Origin of the sequence: Microbacterium aquimaris (assembly GCF_039531285.1) — a bacterium.
Lineage (GTDB): Bacteria > Actinomycetota > Actinomycetes > Actinomycetales > Microbacteriaceae > Microbacterium > Microbacterium aquimaris.
In genome coordinates this window covers 508,220-531,264 of record NZ_BAAAPT010000001.1, presented here as the reverse complement: position 1 = coordinate 531,264, position 23,045 = coordinate 508,220, and the positions used below count along the sequence as shown (strand labels likewise).

Annotated in this window: 19 protein-coding genes; 12 read left to right on the top strand and 7 right to left on the bottom strand. The window is 68.8% G+C overall.

Going from position 1 to position 23,045, the window contains the following annotated elements:
* Nucleotides 1-165 precede the first annotated feature (165 nt).
* The 6 genes from ABD204_RS02535 to ABD204_RS02510 all read left to right on the top strand — a co-directional run bounded on the left by ABD204_RS02535 (nucleotide 166) and on the right by ABD204_RS02510 (nucleotide 7,474).
* Nucleotides 166-1,407 carry a metal-dependent hydrolase family protein gene (locus ABD204_RS02535; protein WP_206697126.1) on the top strand — a complete coding sequence of 414 codons (1,242 nt, stop codon included), beginning with the start codon at nucleotides 166-168 and terminating at the stop codon, nucleotides 1,405-1,407.
* A gap of 205 nt (nucleotides 1,408-1,612) precedes the next feature.
* Complete coding sequence (gad, locus tag ABD204_RS02530; RefSeq protein ID WP_194423129.1) at nucleotides 1,613-3,022, top strand: glutamate decarboxylase; 1,410 nt, start codon at nucleotides 1,613-1,615, stop codon at nucleotides 3,020-3,022.
* Between the two features lie 79 nt (nucleotides 3,023-3,101).
* Nucleotides 3,102-3,782, top strand: a complete 681-nt coding sequence (locus tag ABD204_RS02525; protein WP_206697125.1) for a hypothetical protein — start codon at nucleotides 3,102-3,104, stop codon at nucleotides 3,780-3,782.
* 62 nt (nucleotides 3,783-3,844) lie between these two features.
* Nucleotides 3,845-5,497, top strand: a complete 1,653-nt coding sequence (locus tag ABD204_RS02520) for a cation:proton antiporter (RefSeq protein ID WP_322597486.1) — start codon at nucleotides 3,845-3,847, stop codon at nucleotides 5,495-5,497.
* Nucleotides 5,498-5,523: 26 nt separating this feature from the next.
* Nucleotides 5,524-6,447, top strand: coding sequence for a DMT family protein (locus ABD204_RS02515; protein ID WP_194423127.1), 924 nt, complete (start codon nucleotides 5,524-5,526; stop codon nucleotides 6,445-6,447).
* 67 nt (nucleotides 6,448-6,514) lie between these two features.
* The gene (locus tag ABD204_RS02510; RefSeq protein ID WP_194423126.1) at nucleotides 6,515-7,474 is read left to right on the top strand and encodes a helix-turn-helix transcriptional regulator; all 960 of its coding nucleotides are present in this window, start codon (nucleotides 6,515-6,517) and stop codon (nucleotides 7,472-7,474) included.
* A gap of 2 nt (nucleotides 7,475-7,476) precedes the next feature.
* Here ABD204_RS02510 and ABD204_RS02505 read toward each other — a convergent pair whose 3' ends face one another.
* From ABD204_RS02505 to ABD204_RS02485, 5 genes are all read right to left on the bottom strand, one after another.
* A complete protein-coding gene (locus ABD204_RS02505) occupies nucleotides 7,477-8,034 on the bottom strand; it encodes an HdeD family acid-resistance protein (protein ID WP_241747760.1) in 558 nt (185 codons plus the stop codon).
* Nucleotides 8,035-8,158: 124 nt separating this feature from the next.
* The gene (trxA, locus tag ABD204_RS02500; RefSeq protein WP_194423124.1) at nucleotides 8,159-8,545 is read right to left on the bottom strand and encodes a thioredoxin; all 387 of its coding nucleotides are present in this window, start codon (nucleotides 8,543-8,545) and stop codon (nucleotides 8,159-8,161) included.
* Between the two features lie 77 nt (nucleotides 8,546-8,622).
* Nucleotides 8,623-9,552: an alpha/beta hydrolase gene (locus ABD204_RS02495; RefSeq protein ID WP_322597485.1), complete on the bottom strand. Its 930-nt coding sequence runs from the start codon at nucleotides 9,550-9,552 to the stop codon at nucleotides 8,623-8,625.
* A 44-nt stretch (nucleotides 9,553-9,596) separates the two neighbouring features.
* Nucleotides 9,597-10,613 carry a formylglycine-generating enzyme family protein gene (locus ABD204_RS02490; protein WP_457809947.1) on the bottom strand — a complete coding sequence of 339 codons (1,017 nt, stop codon included), beginning with the start codon at nucleotides 10,611-10,613 and terminating at the stop codon, nucleotides 9,597-9,599.
* A gap of 137 nt (nucleotides 10,614-10,750) precedes the next feature.
* Complete coding sequence (locus tag ABD204_RS02485) at nucleotides 10,751-11,557, bottom strand: alpha/beta fold hydrolase (protein ID WP_194423121.1); 807 nt, start codon at nucleotides 11,555-11,557, stop codon at nucleotides 10,751-10,753.
* Nucleotides 11,558-11,598: 41 nt separating this feature from the next.
* On the opposite strand from ABD204_RS02485, the gene chrA reads away from it, so the two are divergent.
* Nucleotides 11,599-12,849, top strand: a complete 1,251-nt coding sequence (gene chrA, locus ABD204_RS02480; protein WP_322597483.1) for a chromate efflux transporter — start codon at nucleotides 11,599-11,601, stop codon at nucleotides 12,847-12,849.
* Between the two features lie 99 nt (nucleotides 12,850-12,948).
* Here the strand turns inward: chrA and ABD204_RS02475 are convergent, their stop codons facing one another.
* Nucleotides 12,949-14,064, bottom strand: coding sequence for an aromatic acid exporter family protein (locus ABD204_RS02475; protein WP_194423120.1), 1,116 nt, complete (start codon nucleotides 14,062-14,064; stop codon nucleotides 12,949-12,951).
* A 237-nt stretch (nucleotides 14,065-14,301) separates the two neighbouring features.
* Here ABD204_RS02475 and ABD204_RS02470 point away from each other — a divergent pair, with 237 nt between their 5' ends.
* From ABD204_RS02470 to ABD204_RS02460, 3 genes are all read left to right on the top strand, one after another.
* A complete protein-coding gene (locus ABD204_RS02470) occupies nucleotides 14,302-15,690 on the top strand; it encodes an arsenic transporter (RefSeq protein WP_322597482.1) in 1,389 nt (462 codons plus the stop codon).
* Nucleotides 15,691-15,791: 101 nt separating this feature from the next.
* The gene (locus ABD204_RS02465; RefSeq protein ID WP_194423119.1) at nucleotides 15,792-17,354 is read left to right on the top strand and encodes an SLC13 family permease; all 1,563 of its coding nucleotides are present in this window, start codon (nucleotides 15,792-15,794) and stop codon (nucleotides 17,352-17,354) included.
* A gap of 18 nt (nucleotides 17,355-17,372) precedes the next feature.
* The gene (locus ABD204_RS02460) at nucleotides 17,373-17,708 is read left to right on the top strand and encodes a DUF7882 family protein (RefSeq protein WP_194423118.1); all 336 of its coding nucleotides are present in this window, start codon (nucleotides 17,373-17,375) and stop codon (nucleotides 17,706-17,708) included.
* Nucleotides 17,709-17,726: 18 nt separating this feature from the next.
* On the opposite strand, the gene ABD204_RS02455 is transcribed toward ABD204_RS02460, so the two are convergent.
* Nucleotides 17,727-18,038 (bottom strand): DUF7882 family protein, encoded by a 312-nt coding sequence (locus ABD204_RS02455; protein ID WP_194424193.1) that lies wholly within the window; start codon nucleotides 18,036-18,038, stop codon nucleotides 17,727-17,729.
* A 97-nt stretch (nucleotides 18,039-18,135) separates the two neighbouring features.
* Between ABD204_RS02455 and ABD204_RS02450 the strand changes: the two genes are divergently transcribed.
* Both ABD204_RS02450 and ABD204_RS02445 read left to right on the top strand, forming a co-directional pair.
* Complete coding sequence (locus ABD204_RS02450; RefSeq protein WP_194423117.1) at nucleotides 18,136-18,852, top strand: trimeric intracellular cation channel family protein; 717 nt, start codon at nucleotides 18,136-18,138, stop codon at nucleotides 18,850-18,852.
* A 162-nt stretch (nucleotides 18,853-19,014) separates the two neighbouring features.
* Nucleotides 19,015-22,995 carry an immunoglobulin-like domain-containing protein gene (locus tag ABD204_RS02445; RefSeq protein WP_194423116.1) on the top strand — a complete coding sequence of 1,327 codons (3,981 nt, stop codon included), beginning with the start codon at nucleotides 19,015-19,017 and terminating at the stop codon, nucleotides 22,993-22,995.
* The last annotated feature ends 50 nt before the right edge of the window (nucleotides 22,996-23,045 follow it).

Here is a 23,045-nt window from a genome sequence, read left to right as displayed (position 1 = left end):
CGGCGGGGCGACGACGGCGGATGAGGTGGGGGTGATGCGCGGGTGATCGGGTGATGACGGTGCGGGTGCGAGGCGGGGTGAATTCGCCGGTCGCCACTCGAATCCGCCCCGGGGGTCGAAGATAGCGTCGGCGACATGACCTCTCATACGCCGCAAAGAATGATCATGCGGAACGTCCGTGTCTTCGACGGAGTGAGCGGCCAGGCGCAGGACGGCATGGACGTCCTCGTCGAAGGGTCGCACATCGTCGGGGTCTCCTCCTCGCCGGTGGCCGGCTCGGATGGCGCGTTCGAGGTCGACGGTCAGGGGCGCTTCCTGATGCCCGGCCTCAGCGACGCGCACGTGCACCTGATGGGTAACGCCAACAGCATGGTGGAGTTCCTGCAGGGCCCCACCGGAGCGTTGTACGGCAACACGATCGCCGAAGCCAAGCGCATGCTCCTGCGCGGCTTCACGACCGTGCGCGACATGGGCGGTGATACCGCGCCGGTGAAGTCGCTCATCGACCGTGGCGTGTTCGAGGGGCCGCGCATCTTCCCCAGCCAGGCCATGATCTCGCAGACCTCCGGTCACGCCGACTTCGCCTTCGTGTACGACACTCCGGAGGAATTCGGCGGCAAGCCCAGTCGCACCGAGGACATCCACTTCACCCGGGTCGCCGACGGGGTTCCGCGCGTCCTCGCCGCCGTCCGCGAGCAGCTGCGCCAGGGCGCCAGCCAGATCAAACTGACGCTCGGCGGCGGCGCCGCGTCGATGTACGACCCGCTGAACACGTTGCAGTACACACCGGACGAGATCAAAGCGGCCGTCCAGGCCGCCTCGGACTACGGCACCTATGTCGCCACGCACGTCTACACGCCGGCCGGGATCGCGCGGGCGATCGACGCGGGTGTCGCCTCGATCGAGCACGGGCACCTCGCCGACGAGGAGACCGTCAAGCGCATCGCCGATGCGGGGGTGTGGCTCTCCATGCAGCCGTTCGCCGAAGCGGACCACCACTACCCGGATCCCGTGCGTGCCGCGAAGAACACCGAGATCTGCGAAGGTACGAACCAGGTGTACGAGTGGGCCCGGAAGTACGCGGTCAAGACCGCGTGGGGAACCGACCTCCTGCTGGAACCGCAGTCCGCGCCACGTCAGAGCGAGATGGCCGCGCGACTCGGGGAGTTCTACTCGAACGCCGAGGCGCTGAAGATGCTCACGTCGGGGAACGCGGCGCTGTTCGAGCTCGCCGGTGAACGCAACACGTACCGGGGCGGCAAGCTCGGCGTCATCGCCGAGGGCGGCTGGGCCGACATGATCCTCGTCGACGGTGACCCCCTGCAGGACATCTCACTGATCGGCGACCCCGACACGAACTTCAAGATGATCATCAAGGGAGGCGCGGTCGTCAAGAACGACCTCTGACACACTCGGGTCGACGGCATCGTGACGTGGAGTATCGCAAGAGCGGCCCCGCTGATCCGGCGTCGTCCACCGCCGGCACCGCACGCCGCATCGAGCGGACGCATCGCGCGCCCATCGAGTCACGATCCGGTGCTCCTGCCCCATGGTGGCTTTGCAGCCGCTGCGTCCGAAACCGAAACCGAAGCCGAAACACTAGGAGGACTCCGTGAGTTCCAACACGACCAAGGCTCGCCAGACGACGAACCTCGACCCCACTCTCTCGGTCAACCCCGTCTTCGTCCGCCCCGGCGAGGCGACCGAGTTCGACAAGTTCACGATGCCGGAGCAGCCGAGCCTGCCCGAGACCGCATACCAGATCGTCCACGACGAGGCGATCCTCGACGGTAACTCGCGCCTGAACCTCGCGACGTTCGTCGGCACGTGGATGGACGACGAGGCCAAGAAGCTGTACCTCGAAGCCGCCGACAAGAACATGATCGACAAGGACGAGTACCCCGCCACCGCGGCCATCGAGGATCGCTGCTGGCGCATGCTCGCCGACCTGTGGAACGTCCCGGACGTCAACGACACCATCGGCACATCGACGATCGGCTCCTCCGAGGCTTGCATGCTCGGTGGTCTCGCCCTCAAGCGGCTGTGGCAGGAGAAGCGCAAGGCCGAGGGTAAGTCGACCGAGAAGCCGAACCTCATCATGTCGGCTGCGGTGCAGGTCGTGTGGGAGAAGTTCTGCAACTACTGGGACGTCGAGCCGCGGTACGTGCCCGTCACCCCGGACCACATGGTCCTCGACGGCCATGACCTCGAGAAGTACGTCGACGAGAACACCATCGGTGTCGTGGCCATCCTCGGCCAGACCTTCACCGGGGCCTACGAGCCGGTCGAGGCGATCGCGGCCAAGCTGGATGAGATCCAGGAGAAGACCGGCCTCGATGTGAAGATCCACGTCGACGGTGCCTCCGGCGCGATGATCGCCCCCTTCTGCCAGCCCGAGCTGAACTGGGACTTCCGCCTCGACCGGGTGAACTCCATCAGCACCTCCGGCCACAAGTACGGTCTGGTCTATCCGGGTGTCGGCTGGGTCGTGTGGCGCAACCGCGAGGTGTTGCCCGAGAGCATGATCTTCCACGTCAGCTACCTCGGTGGCGACATGCCCACCCTCGCGCTGAACTTCTCGCGGCCCGGCGCGCAGGTCCTGCTGCAGTACTACCAGTTCCTCCGCCTCGGCCGTGAAGGCTACCGTGAGGTCCAGCAGAACTCGCTCGACGTCGCACAGTATCTCTCCTCGGAGATCGCCAAGATCGGTCCGTTCGAGCTGGTCAGCAAGGGCGACACGATCCCGGTGTTCGCCTGGGTGCTCAAGGAAGGGCACACCGCCAACTGGTCGCTGTACGACCTGGCTGACCGGTTGCGCATGAAGGGCTGGCTGGTGCCGGCCTACCCCATGGCCGACGACATGTCGGACATGGTGCTGCAGCGCATCGTCGTCAAGGTCGGCCTGAGCCGTGACCTGGCCTCGGCGCTCCTGTCCGACATCAAGGGCGAGGTCGCCTTCCTCGACTCGCTCGAGGCGCCGCTTCCTCGCGAGGCGTCGACCGGATCGCACTTCCACCACTGAGTGCTCGGGGTGGGGAGGGCGCCGCCCTCCCCACCCCTTCCGGTGCCCCCATCCGCCGACCCGAAAGACACGCATGTCCGTGAGCGCACCGACCCACAGCACGCCTCGTCGCGCCTTCGTGCCGACGCTGAACAAGCAGTGCTGGGGCTTCATGATCGGGTCCACCTTCTTCGCGTTGGGGTCCGCTCCCGGGCTCAGCGAGATACTGGGCTCGGCCGGCTCGAACCTGCTCTTCTTCATCGGCGCCTGGTTCTTCACCGGCGCGGGACTCATCCAGGTCTTCCTCAGCGGCCCGATCAGCGTCCCCGTCTCGTACCATCCCGGCCGCATGGTACGCGCGGAGTGGTTGACCGCGTCGACGCAGAGCTTCGGCACACTGATGTTCAACGTCAGCACCACCGCGGCGCTGTACGCCAAGAGTGTCGGCGCGCAAGACAAGTACGTCTGGGCGCCCGACGCGGGCGGGTCCGTCGCGTTCCTCGTCAGCGGCGTCGTCGGGTTCATCGCCTACGCGCACGTCGCCCGGCACTGGGACTTCCGCCACAAGGAGTGGTGGTCGGTCCTGATCAACTTCATCGGGTGCGTGGCGTTCGGGTTCTCCGCCATCGGCGCCTATGTCCTGCCCGGGGGAGACCTCGTCAACACCGCGTACGCAACGTGGGGCACCTTCATCGGTGCGATCTGCTTCTTCCTGACCTCGTTCATCGTGTTGCCGTTCTGGAGCCGTCACCGCCGAGCGGCAGGAGAAGCCGCGTCCTGACCCCGCCGCGTCCGACTGTGAAGTCGGACGGCGCCGACCTCGCGATGTGAAGGACCGAAGCCGTGTCTGTGCAACTGCTCGCCGCGATCGTTGTGGCGATCATCGTCGTGACCCTGGCCAACGCGTTCGCGAACCGCATCGGCGTCGCCGGACCGCTGGTGATCATGGCGATCGGGGTCGCGGTCAGTCTGGCCCCCGCCGTACCCGCGGTGACGATCGCCCCGGAGATCATCCTCGTGGGCATTCTGCCGCCGTTGCTCTACTCGGCCGCGGTGGCAGCTCCGGCTCGAGAGTTCACGCGTGAAGCGGGAGCGATCGGCGGTCTGTCCGTCGTCCTCGTCATCGCCTCATCCCTCCTGCTCGGACTGGCGCTGTCGTGGGCGATCCCCGGGCTCGGGTTCCCCCTGGCAGTGGCGTTGGGAGCGATCCTCAGCCCGACCGACGCCGTCGCGACGACGATCGTGAAGAGCCTCGGTGCTCCCCGCAGGGTTGTCACCATCCTCGAAGGCGAGAGCCTGCTCAACGACGCGACCGCGCTTGTCACCCTCCGCACCGCGATCGCCGCGACCGCCGCCGGGTTCTCCGTGATCACGACGATCGGTTCGTTCATCTGGGCGGTGCTCTCCGCCGTCGTGGTGGGGGGTCTGGTGGGGGTGATCGCGCTGCGGCTTCGCGCGTGGACGCGCAGCGCCACCGCCAACACCGCGCTCGGGTTCACCATCCCGTATCTGGCGTACCTTCCCACCGAGTACCTCGGCGGTTCCGGTCTGGTGGCCGCCGTCGCGGCCGGGCTCGTGTGCGGGCAGGGCGCGGCGCGCTGGCTCACACCCGAGCAGCGCATTTCGGACAAGCTCAACTGGAGCACGGTGGAGTCCGTGCTCGAGGGCGTCGTCTTCCTGGCGATGGGACTCCAGCTGTGGGGCATCATCGAACGCAACATCGCCGCCGACGAGGGGCTCGGACGCGCAGTGGGCATCGCCGCCCTCGCCTTCGCGGTGGTCATGGTGGCCCGCGCCGCATACGTGTTCCCGATGGTCAGCGTCCGCAACACGATCCTCGCCCGGTCGGTGCGACGCAGACTCTCTGCGGCCGACGGGGACCGGAGAATCGTCGGGCGCCCCGACGCGCGCCGCGCTCGGGCCGACAGCGACTACTTCCAATCCTCCCCGCTGACGTGGAGACACAGCACCGTCATCGTGTGGGCGGGCATGCGCGGCGTGGTGACACTCGCTGCGGCGCAGACCCTCCCGGCCGACACCCCCGAGCGCGACCTGCTCGTGCTCGTGGCCTTCATCGTCGCCGCCGGAAGCCTGGCCGTCCAGGGTGGGACGCTCGGCTTCGTCGTGAAGATGCTCGGCTTGCGGGGCGAGGGCCGTGAGGGGCCCTCGCGGGAGGAGATCCGCGCGGTCGACGGCGAGCTACGCCGACTCACCGCCCACGCGATGAAAGAGGGGAGGATCGCGATCCCCGACGGCGCGGACGCAGCGTCCGTGCTGGCGACATCACACCTGTTCCGCACGTTGCGCGCGGACGCGCGCGGCCCCGCCGGTGGAGAACGCCTCGAGCTCGAGCTCGAACTCATCCGCGCGATGCGTGCGGAACTGCGCACGCTGGCACGTAGCGGCCGGTACAGCACCCCGTCGCTGCGATACGTGCGCGACGAGCTCGACGCGTACGAGATCAGCGTGAAACTCCACCTCGACGGTGCGGAATGACGCGCACCTCTCTCAGGAAGTGACCTATGGACATCACCACTCTCCCCGTCGCCGGGATCGCGTTGGCGGTGGCCTCGGCGATCGCGCTGGCGGTGGGAAACCTCCTGCAAGGACGCGGCGTGCGCCGGATGCAGACGCGCGTGGAGGCTGCGGGGGGCAGCAGGGTTCTCCACCTGGTGCGCAACCGGTGGTGGCTGGCCGGGGGTGTCCTGCTCGTCTTGTCGACCCTCCTTCAGATGGGGAGCCTCGCCTTTGCGCCCCTGATCGTGGTGCAGCCGGTCGGCGTCACGGCCCTGGTCTTCACCACCCTGCTCACGGCATGGGCCACCCGGCAGGCGCCCTCCGGTGCGGTGCTCCGGGCGATCGGGCTCAGCGCGGGTGGGGTCGCGCTCTTCGTGGTCGTGGCCGCGCTCGTGAGTACGCAACATGCGATCAACGATCAGCAGCTCGTCGCGATCCTGTCCACCCTCGGCGGGACCCTGCTGGTCACCGCGGTGTTCGTGGTGGCCGCGCGTGGTCGACGCCTTCCCGCGTTGACCTGGGTGATCCTCGGTGGCGTCTACTCGGCGTTCGTCGCGACGCTGGGGAAGACGGTCATCCTGCGCGTGCAGACCATCCTCTCTGCGGGCCACTTCGCGTTCACCGATGCGGACGTGCTCACCCTCGCCTGTCTCGTCGGGATCTTCGTCGCGGGGGGCTTGTCGATCTACTTCGTCCAGCGTGCGCACGCGAGCAATCGGGCCGAGGTGGTCGTGGCGGGCCTCACCGTGATCGATCCGGCGGTGGCGGTGCTGCTGGGGATCACCATCCTGGGGGAGGCGAGCGGCGCGCCATGGTGGGCCGCGCTCGCCTTCGCGGGCGCCGGCGCGGTCGCCGTCACCGGGGTCTTCGCTCTTTCCCGCGCCGAGGGGGTGAGACCGGTTTCCTCGCGAACAGGCGCCGGCTCGTGAGCGCGTGGCGTCTCGCGCTGACATGATGGAGGTTAACGATATCGACGTGGGTCGATCAGGAGGACCGATGCCGACGCGCAACCTGCTGTGGCAGGAGATGGGTCCCGTCGACAGTGTCGAATTCGAGGTTCCGGCGAGCGAGACAGCCCGCCACGACGCGTTCGGCGCGTACTTGCGGGCCGCCAACCTGCGCATCGTGGATGTCGCCACCGACGGCGTCTTCCGTGCGGTGATGACGCGGTTCCCCGAGATCACCTTCGCACACGTGACCGCACCCGAGGCGGTGGTCGATTGGCCGCGGGACAGGTTGTCCTGGCAACGGGCTGCCGCGGTGGTGTGTCTCGAGGGCGCCGTCTCGACGCACGCGGAGGGAGCGGTGTGGACGCGAGAGCCGGGGCTGACCCTCGTGCCGCCCGGGGACACCCCGGTGCGGTTCGAGCTGACGGGTGAGCGCAATCGGATCCTGTACCTCAGCCTGCCGGCGAGCATGGTGACCGAGCTCAATCTTCCCGATCACGCGCCGCGGGTCAGCGATGCCCTGCCCGATGAGGCGCTTCGTCCGCTGGTGGCGTTCGTGACGTCACTGAGCGCCGTCCGGATCCCCGGTGAGACCGCCGCCGGTCCGCTGCAGGCCGCTTCGGCGGAGGTCGCCCGCGCTCTCGTGCGCCTGATCACCGAGGGGCACTCGAGGGAGGTCAGTCTGTTCTCGCGCGCGATGCGCGCCATACTGAGCCAGTATCAGGACCAGAGACTGACGGTCACGACACTGGCCCGCGACCTCGGAGTCTCCGCGCGCAGTCTTCAGGCCGCGTTCGCCGAGGAGGGCACGACCGTCGTCGCCGAGATCAGGGCCCAACGAGGTCGTGCCGCGGTGGCCATGCGGCGCGGGAACCCGCACATGCCGTCCGTGGAACTCGCCGCGGCGGTCGGCTTCGGTTCCCTGTCGTCTTTGTTCCGTGCCCTGCGCGAGCAGGCGGACGAAGGCGAGGGTGAGGACGAGGGCGAGGAGGGGCGCGTCGGCGCCTGACCTCAGCGGTCGCGGCGCGTCCGCAGTGCGCGTAGCGCGTTCATCGCTCCGAGGACGATCAGCGAGGCGCCGAGCAGCCACCACAGCACGGCGATCCCCCAGACGGGGGAGGCCACGAGCACCGCTCCCGCCACCAGCGCGACCACGGCGAAGGCGACTGTGAGGGCTTTGTGCTCGGACTCGCGCAGCGTCGCCAGCGTGAGGATGCCTTCGACGATCCACGTCACGCCGACCGCGACACCGAGGAAGACGGCCAGCCACGCCGTCGTCTGGCCGAGGTTGAGCAACGCCAGGATCCCCACGATGAGGAAGACCACCGCCGCCGAGATGCGACCGACCCGCGAGCGCGTCTTCTGATCCTTCGCGAACAGCCCCACTGCGGCATAGACGACCCCGGCGCCGATCGCGTACACGGCGATCAGTGCCGTGGCCACCGAGGCGGTGCGCTCGGGCCAGAGGAGGATCAAGACGCCGATGACGACGGCGAGCACACCTCCGAAGCCCAGAGCGGCACGTGCGCCGGTCGAACGTTCCGGGGTCGCGGTGGTGTGCGTGGCCAAGGGGCGCCTCCAGGGTCGAAAGGGTGCAGCGGGAGCGGAGTCCATCTTGATCGGACCGTGGGGCGTGCGCGGATGATGCGCGGCTCAGTTCACCCCGCGCGTCACCCGGCTGTCACCCGGCGCGTCATGCCGATGCGTCTTCGCCGGCCTGCGCCTGCTGCTCGGCGATCTGCTTGCGCACGTCGTCCATGTCGAGGCCCTTCACGGCGGTGATGACCTGCTCGAGGGCAGGTGCCGGGAGCGCGCCGGGCTGGGAGAACACGAGGATCCCCTCGCGGAACGCGGCGAGGGTGGGGATCGAGGTGATGCCGAACCCGCCCGCGAGCTCGCGCTGGTCCTCGGTGTCGATCTTCCCGAAGACGACGTCGGAGTGCTCGTCCGACGCCTTCTCGAACACCGGAGCGAACGAACGGCACGGTCCGCACCATTCCGCCCAGAAGTCGAGGAGAACGATGTCGTTGTCGGTGATGGTCTCGCGGAAGGAGTCCATCGTGACGGTCTGCGTGGCCATGGAAGCCGCCTCTCTGTCGGTTGCGGGGCTTCTTTCTTCCAGCGTACGCACGATCGGGAACATTCCCGAGCGGTCGTTCAGTCGGGGGTGAGGGAGTCGACGAACAGTCGGCTGGCCTCGGAGATCTCGTGCCGCGCGACGTCGTCGGAGACCTCCGGGGTGCCGTCTCCGGCCTGGGGGCCGTACGCGCCGAACTGGGCGTGCGAGACGCCCTCCAGCACGAGGAATTCGGTGTCGGTGGGCAGTGTCGCGGCGGACTCGTCGACTTTCTCCGGGGTCGCCAGGCCGTCTTCGGTACCCGAGATCGACAGCACGCGTGCGGTGAGGGACGCGCTGATGTCGCCCGCCGGGTACGACGCGTACAGGAGGAGCCCGGTGACGGGTGAGGCCGCGGTGCCGTCGCTCTCGTCGGCCTGTATCGACGCGACCGTGCCGCCGAGGGAATGCCCGCCGACGACCCAGTCGGCGGCATCGGGTACCGCGTCGCGGGCTTCGTCGAATGCGCCCAGGGCGAGGAAGGCGATTCCCAGCGGCTGCTTGGCGATCACGACCGGATGGCCCCGCTCTGCGAGCGGTCGCAGGACGGCGGCGTACGCGCGTGCGTCGACGAGGGCCCCCGGCTGGAAGAACACCGCGGTCGAGGACACCTCCCCGCTCGGGAGGAACACGATCCGATCGGGGGACTCGGTGACCGTCACCGAGGCGTCGGTGCGCATCGCCGTGAGCGCCGGTTCGACGGCCGGGTAGGGGCGCAACCAAGCCACGACGGCGATGCCGGTTGCCGCGGCGACCAGGAGGGCGACGCGTCCGGCTACGCGCAGCGGCTTCGCGGCCCGGGCGCCGCGGAGGGCGAGGGCGAATCCGACGATCGCCAGGAGCGTCGTCGCCCCGAGCACGAGCGCGTATGCCGGGTTGCCGTGGACGACCGCTCCCCACGCCGTGAGGCATACCCACGTGACCACCGCGACGGCGACCGCGGCCAGGACGACCGCGATCCAGGAGAGCACGTCGCGCCGGCGCGGCCGGTGCGACGAAGGCGAGATCGGCCCGGTCACGCTGCGGCGAGGGAGACCGTGCGGAAGCCGGCGTTTCCCATCGAGGAGTCGGGGGTGTTCTGCGACCGGGCGGAATTGCGGTAACGGTTGCAATAGGAGATGTGGCAGAGGAAGCTCCCCCCGCGCAGCACACGCGCGTTCCCGCGGTCCGGGCCGAGGGGGTTCGAGGCGGGCGAGGCGGCGTAGTAGCCGGGGTCCCACCAGTCCGCACACCACTCCCACACGTTTCCGACCGTCTGCCACAGGCCGAATCCGTTGGGGGAGAAGGTGCGGACGGGTGCGGTGGTCAGGAACCCGTCGTCGAGGGTGTTCTCCCGCGGGAAGACGCCCTGCCAGATATTGGTGCGCCACGCGCCGCCCGTGTCCGGCTCGTCGTCTCCCCAGGGGTACTTGGCGCGGTCGAGGCCGCCGCGTGAGGCGTACTCCCACTCCGCTTCGGTGGGGAGGCGGCGTCCGGCCCACGCGCAGTAGGCCAGCGCGTCGTTGTACGACACGTGCACGACGGGGTGGTCGCCGAGGCCGTCGATGGAGCTGTCGCGCCCGCCGGGGTGCCGCCAGTCCGCCCCCTTCACGCCGAGCCACCACGGGGTGCCGGATGCGCGCCCCATGACGTCTTCGTCGGGCGCCGCGAGGGCGAGGTGGAACACGGCGGAGAAGCCGAAGGTCTCGGCTTCGGTGGCGTAGCCGGTGGCGTCGATGAAACGGGCGAAATCGTCGTTGGTCACGCTCGTGGCGTCGATCGAGAAGGCGTCCAGGGTGACCTGGTGCACCGGCACCTCCCCGTCGCCGGGATTGCGGTCGCCGGAGGAGTCGCCCATCGCGAACGTGCCCGACGGGATCTTCACCTGCTCGACCGCGTGGGCCCCCGTGTCGGGTCGGAGCTCGCCGCCTGTCGGGGGGCGCGACGTCTCCAGCGTCACGAAACCGGTCCGCCCGGGGGCGCAGGTGCATCCCGGACCGCACGCACCCGCGCCGGTGCTGTCGTCCGCGCCGTCGTCGGGTGTGGCGTTCACATCGGTGTCCTCAGGCTCCACCCTGGGAATCCTACCGGCGGGGCGAGACCACCCGATCTCGACGAAGGCACCCCATCCCTGTGCGTGGAAGAGATGGTCTCGGTGAGGACGGGTGGTTTCGCGGGGACCCCCGGAGCTCATCGGCGAGGGGCGACGTGATTGAGGATGCTGGGCCAGTGGGTCGAGACGGACAGGCCCGTTCCTCCGGCGACCCGGACCACGCGCGATCTGCGGAGGCGGCGGCGAAGACGGCGCCCATCGACACGGGCGCTCACGGTCGGATGCTCGTCACCGTACACGAGCAACGTCTCCGCCTCGATGTCGCGCACCGACCGCCACCAGTCGTGGTCGTCCAACGCTGCACGGTCGCCCTGCACGCCGGCCCCGCCTTGCACAGCGGCGGCTGTGAGCATCCGACGGAGGCGGCGTCCGGTGCCCGATTCCCCGTAGGCGGGTTCCCGCGGAGCGAAGCCGATGTCGGCGAACGAGAAGGGCACCGCGGGGTCGACCGCGCGGGAGGCCGTCTCGGGGGAGGGCGTGTCGATCAGCGCCAGTCGTCCGACCAGGCGCGGGTGCCGTGAGGCCAGCGCGAGCGCGGCGTGACCGCCGACCCCCCAGCCGACGACGCCGACCGAACCGATGTCGATGCCTTCGAGGCGTTCCGAACCGGCCCCGATGCGTGACAGATGCTGGGCGAGGTCGTCCGCGTGCGTTGTGAACGACGGCCGCTCCCCGGGGCGCCATGGCTCAGACGCGCCGTAGCCGGGACGGTCGAGCGCGACCATCCTCACACCCCACTGCGCCGTCACCGTCGGGTCGGGATCGAATCCGCCGGTGCCCGGCGCCGGGTGGCAGAGCACCACGATGCGGCGGGCGATCGGATCACCGAACCCTGTGACACCGAGCGAGCGGCCGTTCGGCAGCTGTACGAGACGTCCGGACACGGGGACCACCTTCCCTTCCCCGGCCACGGTAGCGTGTGAGCGTGTCGTCCGATGAGCCGTTGGCAGGACATCCGGGCCCGCCGTCGCCCCAACGGGTCGCGCGTCCGCGCGGGACGGTCCTCGAGGTCTTCGTCGCTTTCCTCAAGCTCGGAGCGACCAGTTTCGGTGGTCCCGTGGCGCACCTGGGCTACTTCCGCGACGAACTCGTCACGCGCCGACGGTGGATCGACGACCGCGAATACGCCGATCTCGTCGCCCTGTCGCAGTTCCTGCCCGGACCGGCATCCAGCCAAGTCGGTTTCGGGCTGGGGATGCTGCGCGCCGGCGTCGGCGGCGCGTTGGCCGCCTTCGTCGCCTTCACGCTGCCCTCGGCGATTCTCATGATCGCTTTCGCCTCCGCCGGTTCCGCGATCGCCGGGCCGGTGGGGTCGGGGATCCTCGAGGGATTGAAGCTCGTCGCCGTCGCGGTGGTGGCCCAGGCGGTGTGGGGGATGGCCGGGACGCTCGCCCCGGACAAGACACGGGCCGGCATCGCGGCAGGAGCAGCGGTGCTCGTCGTGCTCGCCGGTGGGTCGATCGCTCAGATCGTCGTGATCGTCGTCGGCGCGATGCTGGGAATGTGGCTGTGTCGCTCGGTGGCCACCGACGCGGACCCGGGCTCGTCGTTCCCGGTCCCGCGCGCGGTCGGCATCCTCTGCCTCGGGGCCTTCTTCGTCCTCCTCATCGGGCTCCCCGTGCTCGCCGCGGTGACGGGGTGGGGGGCCGCGGACCTCGTCGACGCCTTCTATCGCGCCGGAGCGCTCGTGTTCGGCGGCGGCCACGTGGTGCTGCCCCTCCTCGAGGCGGAGATCGTCTCGACCGGGTGGGTCGACACGCGGGAGTTTCTCGCCGGGTACGGACTCGCCCAGGCGATGCCGGGTCCGTTGTTCACCTTCGCGGGCTACCTCGGTGCGGTCTCCGCGGTGGGTCCCGGTGGTGTCCTGGGCGGCGCGATCGCCCTGCTGGCGGTCTTCCTGCCCGGATTCCTGCTGCTGACCGGGGTCTTGCCCTTCTGGAGCGGCTTCCGCCGCCAGGCCGGTGCTCGGGCGGCGATGGCGGGCGCGAACGCGGCCGTCGTCGGCGTACTGGGCGCGGCCCTGTACGATCCGGTCTTCACCTCGGCGGTGGTCGATCCGGCGACGTTCTCGCTCGCGTTGGTGTGCTTCGTCCTCCTCACCGCCTTCCGCGTGCCTCCGTGGGTGGTCGTCCTCGTCGGTGCGGCCGGCGGCGTGGTGATCGCCTCGTTCTTCTGACGCGGTCTCCCCGCCCCCCGCTGAATGCGTGGGGGTGACCGCTCCGCGCGATGACGGACGGATCGAGGGGTCGCCTCACCGGCGACTCCTGTCCGCGCGTCAACCCGACGGGGTGTCGGGGGCCGGGCCATCGGTGGTGTCGGCCGAGGCGAAGGGTGCCGATGCATCGATGATGCGTCGCAGGAAGATCGCAGGCTCGATGCGTTGGGCCTTCGTCGAGCTGGTGACCGATGCTGAGGGAAGCTCGTTCAGATACGCCTCGAGCGCGTCGTTCGCGTCGCGGAGGCGCGTGTCGAGCGAGTCGTCGTCGATGGCGGTGTCGGTGAGCTGCGCGCATGCTCGGATCGCCTCGGCGAAGCGGGCTCGCGCCGTGTCGGTCATGTCCTCCAGCGCTGCTGGGTTCCGTCCCGCGACCACCTCGGCGAGATCTCGCGTGGCGGCGACGGTTTGTTCCATCGAGTGCAACCGGCGGGCGTTGTCTTCCTGCTCGCGCAGATGGCGCTTGCCGCGCGGGTTGGCCCGAGCGGAGTCGTCCGCTTCGGTGACCTCGCGTCGCACCTCATCGGTCATCGCGTCCAGATGCGCCACGGCGGCGTCGACCTGCGCCGGTTCGGGGTCGTCGACGTGATCGGCGAGCGTGTCGAGGAAGCCTCCGGTGGTCTCGCGGAGGGTGGTGAGTTTTCCGCCGGCCCACTGGAAATACAGCGGCGGAACGACGACGAGGTTCACGACGAGCCCGACCACGACACCGACGCCCATCGTCACGAGATACGACAGTGGGTAGTCGTCGGCTCCCGCTTGACCGGCGAGCAGCAGGACGAACACCGCCGCCACAGCGAGGATGTCGCGTCCGGCGCCCAGGTGCCGAATCCCCCCGAGGAGGACACCGACGGCCACGACGGCGGCAAGCGGGATGACCGGGGGGATGTCGAAGTACTCCGTCGCGCCCAGCGCGCCGACCCCGAGGCCGATCCCGATCGCAAGGCCCAGGAGGGTCTGTCCGCCCGTTCGTGCGGTGGCCGCAACCGTGGGGTACATGACCACCAGAACACCGAAGGGCGCGTAGTAGGAGTATTCGTTGTTCACGAAGGGCAGCAGGGGTACGACGGCCCAAGCGATCGCCGCTGCGACCGCGGTCTTGGCGGCCAGGAGCATCCGGTGCCTATTGAGCACGGTGGCGCGCCAGTCGCGCAGATTCGCCCGCATCCGTGACATGACCCCAGTCTTGCGAGTCGTGCACGGGGGCGGTCAACCCCGCGCACGGCGGGCGCGGATGCGCTATGTCGACGGACGACACGGAGGTGTTACCGTTCGATCATCGTCTATATTTATGGATGTCTATGTCCCGCGCGCCGACGTCGCGCATCCCTGAGAGGTCTTCATGTCTGACGCCCTGATCTGGTCGCAACGCCCTATGTCGTCACTCGGGGCCGAGCTCCCGGAGATCGTGTCGTGATCCTCACGTTCGTCGCGGCCCTCATCTTCGTCGCCACCCTCGTGGTGGTGATCTGGCAGCCCAAGGGCTTCCCCATCGGGTACACCGCGTTGATCGGCGCGCTTCTCGCCCTGGTGACGACGGTCGTCGCCGTCAGTGACGTGTTCACCGTCGTCGACATCGTGTGGAATGCGACCCTCACCTTCGTGGCGATCGTCCTGATCTCCCTCATCCTGGACGAGGCGGGATTCTTCGAGTGGGCGGCGCTCCACGTCGCCCGCTGGGGGCGTGGGAACGGTCGGCTGCTGTTCGTGTTGATCGTCGGGCTGGGGGCGGCCGTGGCGGCTGTGTTCGCGAACGACGGTGCCGCACTCATCCTGACCCCGATCGTCGTCGGCATGTTGCGGGCGCTCAAGATCGACGCGAAGGCGGCCCTCGGCTTCATCCTTGCGACGGGCTTCATCGCTGACACGGGAAGCCTGCCGCTGGTCGTGTCCAATCTCGTCAACATCGTCTCGGCGGACTACTTCGACATCGGATTCGCCGAGTACGCGGTGGTGATGGTGCCGGTGGGCATCGTCGCGGTGCTCGCGTCTCTCGGGGTGCTCTATCTCTACTTCCGACGCTCGATCCCCCAGACCTACGACCTTTCCGCCCTGGACACGCCCGCCACCGCGGTCCGCGACCGCGTCACGTTCCGCGCCGGATGGATCGTCCTGGGTGTCCTCCTGGTCGGTTACTTCGTGGCCGACCCGTTGGGGATCCCGCTCGCCCTGGTCGCGGGACTCGGCGCGGTCGCGATGGTCCTCATCGCCGCCCGCCGTCCGCGCTTCGCCTTCGCGCGGGTCGGTGCTCGAGCGGCCGTCGTCGGCGGACCGGAGGACGTGCGCGGCCAGCAGCGATCAGTCGCCGAGCCGGTGATCCCGGTCGCGCGCACCATCCGCGAAGCGCCGTGGCAGATCGTGCTGTTCTCCATCGGCATGTACCTCGTGGTCTACGGGCTGAGGAATCAAGGCCTGACGGACTACCTGTCGGAGGTGTTCGACTACTTCGGCGGGCACGGCGTGGTGGCCACCGCGCTCGGGGTCGGCTTCGTGATCGCGATCCTCGCCTCGATCATGAACAACATGCCGACCGTGCTCATCGCCGCGCTCGCGATCACCGGTGCGAGCGCGACCGGGCTCACGCAAGAGGTGATGATCTACGCCAACGTGATCGGTTCGGACATCGGACCCAAGATCACGCCGATCGGATCGCTTGCCACTCTGCTGTGGCTGCACGTTCTCGACCGCAAAGGCATCCATATCGGGTGGGGTCGGTACTTCCGCACAGGTATCGTCCTCACGCTGCCCGTGCTCTTGGTCACTCTTCTCGCGCTGGCAGGCTGGCTCAGCCTCATCCGCTGAATCGGAGGACGAAGCGCCCTGCGACGTGATCGAGCGCCGCGCCGTGACGGATCCGCTGGTCGTCGAACACCTCGACGCCGTCTGATCGATACGCTGGCCGCGTGGACCCCGTCGTCGCGACACTGACAATCCTTGCGCTCGCGGTCGTCGCGTTCGTGAGCAACCGCGTGCCGATCGCCGTCATCGCGGTAGGGGTTTCGTTGCTGCTCTTCTTCACCGGGGTGCTCACGCTCCCCGAGGCGCTCGCCGGCTTCGGCGATCCCACCGTGCTGTTCATCGCGGGGCTGTTCGTGGTCAGCGAGGCGCTCGATGCCACCGGGGTCACCGCGTGGGCGGGCAAGCAGGTCATCACGCGTGCCGGCACCGGGCGGGTGCGATTGATCGTGGCGATCGGCGCCGTGGTCGCGATCGCGTCGGCGCTGATCAGCATCAACGGTGCCGTCGCCGCCCTCGTGCCCTTGGTCGTGGTGGTCGCCGCGCGCGCGGGGATGCCGCCCTCGCAGCTGCTGATGCCGCTGGCATTCCTCGCCAGCGCCGGATCGCTCCTGGCCCTCACCGGCACCCCGGTGAACATCATCGTCTCGGAGGTCGCCGCCCAGAACGGCGGACGCGCGTTCGGGTACTTCGAGTTCGCGCTGGTCGGGATCCCGTTGGTCCTCGTCTCGGTCGCCGTCGTCATCCTGATCGGCAAGCCGCTCCTTCCCGTCCGCGACGCGATGAGGCTCCCGACCGACCTCGCCCAGCACGCGCGCGTGATCCGTGAGCAGTACGAGGTCACGCTCGACACCGGAACGCTCCTCGGCCCGGCGTCAGGGGTCACCGAGGTCGTCATCGCGCCGAGGTCTTCGCTGATCGGCACGACGGTGGCGCCCGGCATGACCACGCCGGACGGTGAACTGATCGTTCTGGCCGCCCGTCGCGGCGAGCAGATCCTCAAGACCGGTGACATCGTCGTCCAGGCGGGCGACGCGCTCCTGCTGCAGGGGACGTGGGACGCTCTGACCGTGCGGACCGCGTCGGGCGGGATGCTGCCCGTCGACGCTCCTGCGCAGCTGCGCCGCTCGGTGCCGCTGGGGCGCGGGGCGAAACGAGCCGTCGTGGTGCTCGCCCTGATGGTGGTCCTCCTGGCCACGGGCGTGGTCCCGGCGGCCGCCGCAGCGCTGCTCGCCGCGGTCGCGCTCATCCTGTCCCGTGCGATCAGCGTGCCCCAGGCGTTCCAATCGATCTCGTGGACGACGATCGTGCTCATCGCCGGGATGATCCCGCTGTCGACTGCGTTCATCCAGACCGGCACGGCCGACCTCGTCGCCGGATGGGTCCTCGCCGCGATGAGCGGAGCGAGCCCACACGTCGTGCTGCTCGCCCTCTGCCTGTTGACCCTCGTGCTCGGTCAGCTCATCAGCAACGCCGCGACCGTCCTCATCGTCGCGCCCATCGCCGTCTCGATCGCCGCGACATTGGACCTGTCGGTCATGCCGTTCATGATGGCGCTCACCGTCGCCGGAGCCGCGGCGTTCCTCACGCCGATCGCGACGCCGGCCAACCTCATGGTGATGGAGCCGGGCGGATACCGGTTCGGTGACTACTGGCGCCTCGGGCTTCCCCTATCGGTCGTCTTCATCGCTTTCGCCGTGCTCTACGTGCCGCTCGTGTGGCCGTTCTGAGCCGGTAGGCTCGCGGTCATGGGTCGCTTCATCTACGACAACTCCTCAACGTCGGTCGACATCGAAGACCGGGTGCTCGCCCACCTGCGCATCGTCGTGATGAACAAGCTGCGTCGCGCCGAGTCGTTCATGTTCGACGTCGAGGTCGGCGACGGCAGCGGTCGCCGCAGCTTCTGGATGCACCCGTCGGTGGCGATGCAGTTCCACTTCTTCGGCAGCCGTCAGCCCCGGATCAACCGGCTATGGGTCGAAGAGCTGATGCAGACCGCCAGCGGCCCGAACGGTCTGTGGATCGTCCCGGAGCCGCCCGAGGACGAGGCGCCGGTCACCGACGCGAACCCGCCGCGCGCCTGACGCGCCGCCGGAAGGCGGCTATTCGGTGACGCTGACCTGTTCGGTCACGAGTTGGATGCCGCCGGAGGAGTTCGCCGAGTTCGCGAGGTCCTCGATCCACTGACGGCTGAGCTCCGGAGGCTCAGGTGCGTCGAAGACGAAGCGCAGCGGGATCGAAGGGTGCAGCCACAGGGTGCTGCGGCCCTCGGGCTCTCCGGTGGGGTGCTGCCAGGACACGGTGAAGCTCTCGTTGCGACGCAGCTTGGTCGCGATCACGACCTTGAGGTGTGCCAGGGCACGGTCTTCGATGTGGATGGGGGTGGCGGATCCGCCGTAGTAGATGGTGCCCATGCCCGACACGATACGCCGACTCACCCCCTGGTCGACACTCGCGTCGAGCCCCGGTGAGCCGTCGCGGTCGGGGACGCCGGTGGTCCACAGTGGGAACATGAGCGTGAGTGGCGACCCGATCTCCTCGGCCCTGGGCGTCATCCAGGTGGTGATGGAGTACGCCGGGTCGGTCGCTTTCGCGATCTCGGGAGCCGTTGCGGCGGGGCGGAAGAAGATGGACCTCGTCGGCGTCGTCGTCCTCGCCTGCATCGTCGCCGTCGGCGGCGGCACGATGCGCGACCTGCTCCTGGGGGAGTTTCCCGTGTTCTGGGTGGACAACCCGACGTTCCTCCTCGTCGGCGCAGTCACCGCCCTGATCGTCGTACCCCTCACCCGTACGCGGGCCCTCGATCTGCTGCACCGGTACCAGATCGTCCAGGTGAGCGATGCGGCGGGCATGGCCCTGTTCGTGGTCGTCGGCACGAACGTCGCGATCGCCGCTGGAGCAGACAGCGTCGCGGCGGCCATCATCGGCGTCATCTCCGGCGTGGGCGGGGGCATCATCCGGGATGTGCTCGCCAATGACGTGCCGGACGTGTTCCGGAGCGGACAGTTCTACGCCACCGCCGCGTTCATCGGCGCGGGCGTCTACGTGCTCCTGCTCGAGTTCGACCTGGACAGGATCGTCGTGTTCTGGGTGCCCATCGTCATCATCCTCGCCATTCGACTGGGCACCCTCTTCCTCGGCTGGGGCGTGCCGACCTTCCGCTACGGCGCCCCGCCGACCGAGCCGATCCCCACCCCACCGCCGCCGCGCCCGGACGGCACGGAGTGACGGCGGTTTCCGTCCGTTTCATAGGTCCCACCACTCTGCAACGTTTCATCCATTCCTTCGGGGAAGCCTGCGGAAAGATGTGGAAAACGCTTGCCTTCGGTCCTGTGGAGATCCTATGTTTGCTCCGTCGCGGGCGATGCCGCCCGGAGAAGGAGTGAAGCGATGACGCTGAAGATGCTCGAGAAGCCGGCCACCAGATGGTGCGCCGCTGCGATGGCGGCGGCGCTGGCCGTGACGGCTGCGGGGGCGACGACGGGGACCTCAGCCGCGCAGGCCGCCGACCCAGAGGTCTCCACGATCGAGATCGAGCCGACCCAGGACCTCTTCGTCCAGGGAGGAGACGCCCAGATCACCGAGTCTCTGCTCGCGGGCCGCGGCCGCGAGACCCTGATGCGGTTCGATCTCGGTGACCTCCCCGATGGGGTGATCGTGACCGAGGCGACGCTCGAGATGACGAAGTACCACGGGACGGGCGGGGAGATCGTGGTCAGCGACGTCCTCGGTGACTGGGACGCCTCGGTGACGCGCGAGACCATGCCCCCGATAGGCGAGCAGATCGGCGGCGGGCGGGTGCCGAACGCGAACGTGTCGACTCCGCCGGTCGATGTGTCGCTCGACGTGGTCGCCGGGGTGCGGGCCGCTGTCGATGCCGACGAGACCACGTTCGACGTCCACATGAACCAGACCGGGTCGCACGCCTCCGAGTTCCGGTCCTCCCGTGCGGCGGATGAGAACATGAAGCCGGTGCTGTCGATCTCGACGATGACGGAGGCGGCCGTCGTGACTGCGGACGCCGAATCTCTTTCGGCACTGGTGAAGAACCCCGTGTACACCGACATCGTCCTCCCGGCGGAGGGGGAGTACGGCTCGCAGATCACCTGGAGCAGCAGCGACCCGTCGGTGGTCACCGATGACGGCAGCGTCACCCGGCCCGCGGGGGCGCAAGACGCCAGCGTCACCCTCACCGCCGTGGTCACCTTCGGGGGCTCGACCGAGACCGCAACGGTCGATGTCATCGTGCGCGGAACGTATGAGGTCCAGACCTCGCATCCGCAGATCCTCTCCGGCCCCGAGACCGACGCACGTCTGCAGGACCTGGTCGCGACCGAGGACTGGGCCGCCGACTCCTTCGACGCGATCGTCGAGAGGATCGAGCCGCTCGCCGATCGTCACGTGACCGATCCCGAGTGGATCCTGTCCCGCATGGCGATGTTCTGGGAGGAAGGCGAGCGTTACACGCAGGTGTACATCGCCGACCAGAGGTTCGACTACGCCGAGGGCGACGCCCCCGTGCCGACCGTGCGCTTCCCGGCGATGCGCATCTGGAACGACAACAAGAACGCCCCGCTCGAAGAGCGCCTCCCCTACAGTGCGGACGGCTCGATGCGGAACCAGAACGGCGACGTCGTGCCCTACGAGGAGACCGGGCACATGATCCGTCTCAACAACGAGGAGATCCTCCGGCTCGCCGAGGAGGCCGCCTTCTTGCACCACGTCACCGGCGAAGAGAAGTACGCCGCCTTCGGCGCGGACATCTACTGGCAGTGGCTGCTCGGCGTCTACTACATGAACCCGGCGTTGGATCCGGGACAGTCCATGGGCGGCCCCGGCGGCTACGAGCCCGGTGGCAACCTCGGCTACTACGACTACGAGGTCATCCACGATCCGATGGGCGGGCAGGCCGCGATCGTGTACGACTACCTGTACGACTACCTGCTGGCCAACCCCGACCCGCACCTCGATGTGATCGGCAAGGACCTCACGGAGGTCTCCGGCGAGGTCTTCAAGAGGTTCATCGACATCGGATTCGTCCGAGGTGCCAAGCAGTCGAACTGGAACGTCAACGGCTGGAAGTGCATCCTCGACGCGATCCTCGCGCTCGAATCCAACGACTACTACGCCGACGGCAAGGGTCGCGAGCACTACCTGCACTACTACACCACCGAGTCGACGAACTACCACAACGCGCTCCCGGACATCCTGCTCGAGTACGACCAGACGACCGGTCTGTGGCCGGAGTCTCCGGGATACGCGTCGGCCATGGTGAAGGAGCTGCTGGACTTCGCCGCTCCGATCTACAACAACGGCATCGACACCATCGGTGACTACCCGATGCTCGAGAAAGCAGCACTCGCCGTCGGCGCGTGGCTCGACGACCGCGGCACGCTGGTGGTCTTCGGCGACGGACGCGGCGGCCAGCCGAGCTACGCGCCTTTCGAGCGGTTGAACTGGTACTACCAGGAGGTCGGTGACATGGCGGGCGCGGCGACGGTGTCGACGGTGATCCACAACGCGATGGACGCGGGGCTCTACGAACGCTCGACGATGTCGTATCTGGACCTGATGTACGCGGCGCCGCTGGTCGACCCCGTGGAAGGCAGCGGACCCAGCCAGATGGCGTACTCGGAGCATCACCGCCACCTCGTGCAGCGGAACGGGCAGGGGCCGGGCGCGGCGCTCATGGCGACGCTGTACGGGGGATACAACGGCGAACAGCACCTCACCGCCAACGGACTTGCCGCGCAGATCTACGGCAAGGGGTGGGCGACGGCGCCGCAGGCGAAGTCCTACGAGTCGTACTGGTCGAGCGACATCACGTACTCGCGACACGAGGCCGGAGCCAACACGGTCGTGCCGGGGTACAACCACGGGGAGATCACGGTCAACGGGATGGATCCGGCCGTTCCCGAGGACAGCCTCGTCGCTCCCGGCACGACGTCGCCGTGGAACTCCTTCGCGGACGTCTCCGCGAAGGACCACCGACGTCAGCTCGCGATCGTGCGCACGTCGCCGACCACGGGGTTCTACGTCGACGTCTTCCGCGCCGACCAGGACGATTCCGATTACATCTGGCACAGCCTGGGTGATCGTGTCGAGCTGTTCGATGAGGCCGGGGCGGGCCTCGCCACCGCGCCGGCGGACGACCTCGGGTCACCGGTTCCGACGTACCGGTTCTTCAGCGAGCCGGAGAAGGTCGCCCACGACGGCGACCTGCGCGCACGCTGGACGATCGACGACGGTGTCGCGGAAGGCACCGACCTCGTGACCGACATGTGGATGATCGGAGGTGCCGGGCGCGAGGTCTTCACGGTGACGGCGCCGCCGACCACCATCCGCGACAACCTCACGCCGCGCGCCGTCAACGCGTTCGATGACCCGACGGAGGCCGTCATCGTGCGTCAGAACGGCGTCAACGCCGTGGCGTCCCCCTTCGCCGCGGTCTATGAATCCACCGGGTCCGACGAGGTGGGCATCACGGCCGTCGACAGCTTCGGCGAGGCCGACGGGTTCACGGGGCTCGAGGTGAGAAGTGACGACCTGGACGACCGCGTCGACCGCGTCTTCACCAGCACCGTGGACGACGTGCTCGAGCCGGTGGCGGGGGCGACCTTCGCGGGTTCCTACGGCGTGCATACGTCGGACGCAGACGGGTTCGTCAGTGCATACCTCGGCGCGGGTACCCGCCTGACCGATGGCGGAGTCGGCGTGTCTCTCGACGAGCCGGGGGCCGCGTGGCTCACGGTTGCCGAGGGCGGATACCTCTACACCGCCACCCGAGCGGGTGAGGTGCACCTGCCACTCACCGGAGACGGAGAGGTCACCATCGACGGGTTGGTCGTCGACGGTGTCGTCGACGACGGCATCATCACCGTCCCGGTGGCAGCCGGCGACTCTCTGGTCATCGAGGTCGGTGGAGAGGTGGAACCTACGCCGACCGATCCGGCGGGTCCGGTGCTGTCGCTGTCAGCGACCACGGTCGAGGCCGGGGGATCGCTCGGCCTGACCGCTCAGGGCCTGGGCGCCGGTGAGACCGTCGCGATCGAGTTGCACTCCGAGCCGGTGCTCCTGGAATCCGTCGACGCAGACGCCCAAGGGGCGCTCGCGACGACCGTGACCATCCCGGCAGCCACCGCACCAGGGGCGCACGAGATCGTCCTTGTGGCAGAGTCGGGCGCGACGGTCTCCGCGGAGATCACGGTCATCGCCCCGACCGCCCCCGGCGGCGGCGCGGATGAGGCTGACGGGGGAGACCTGGCGGTCACCGGTTCAACGGTCCCGCTCGGCCTGCTGCTCCTCGCGGCGGCACTGGTGGTCGGCGGTGGTGTGCTGATGATCGTGCGGCGCCGGCATCTCCGCAGCTGACACCTGTCCACCCCCAGGCGCCGCCGTCCTCCCATTCGGCGAGGGCGGCG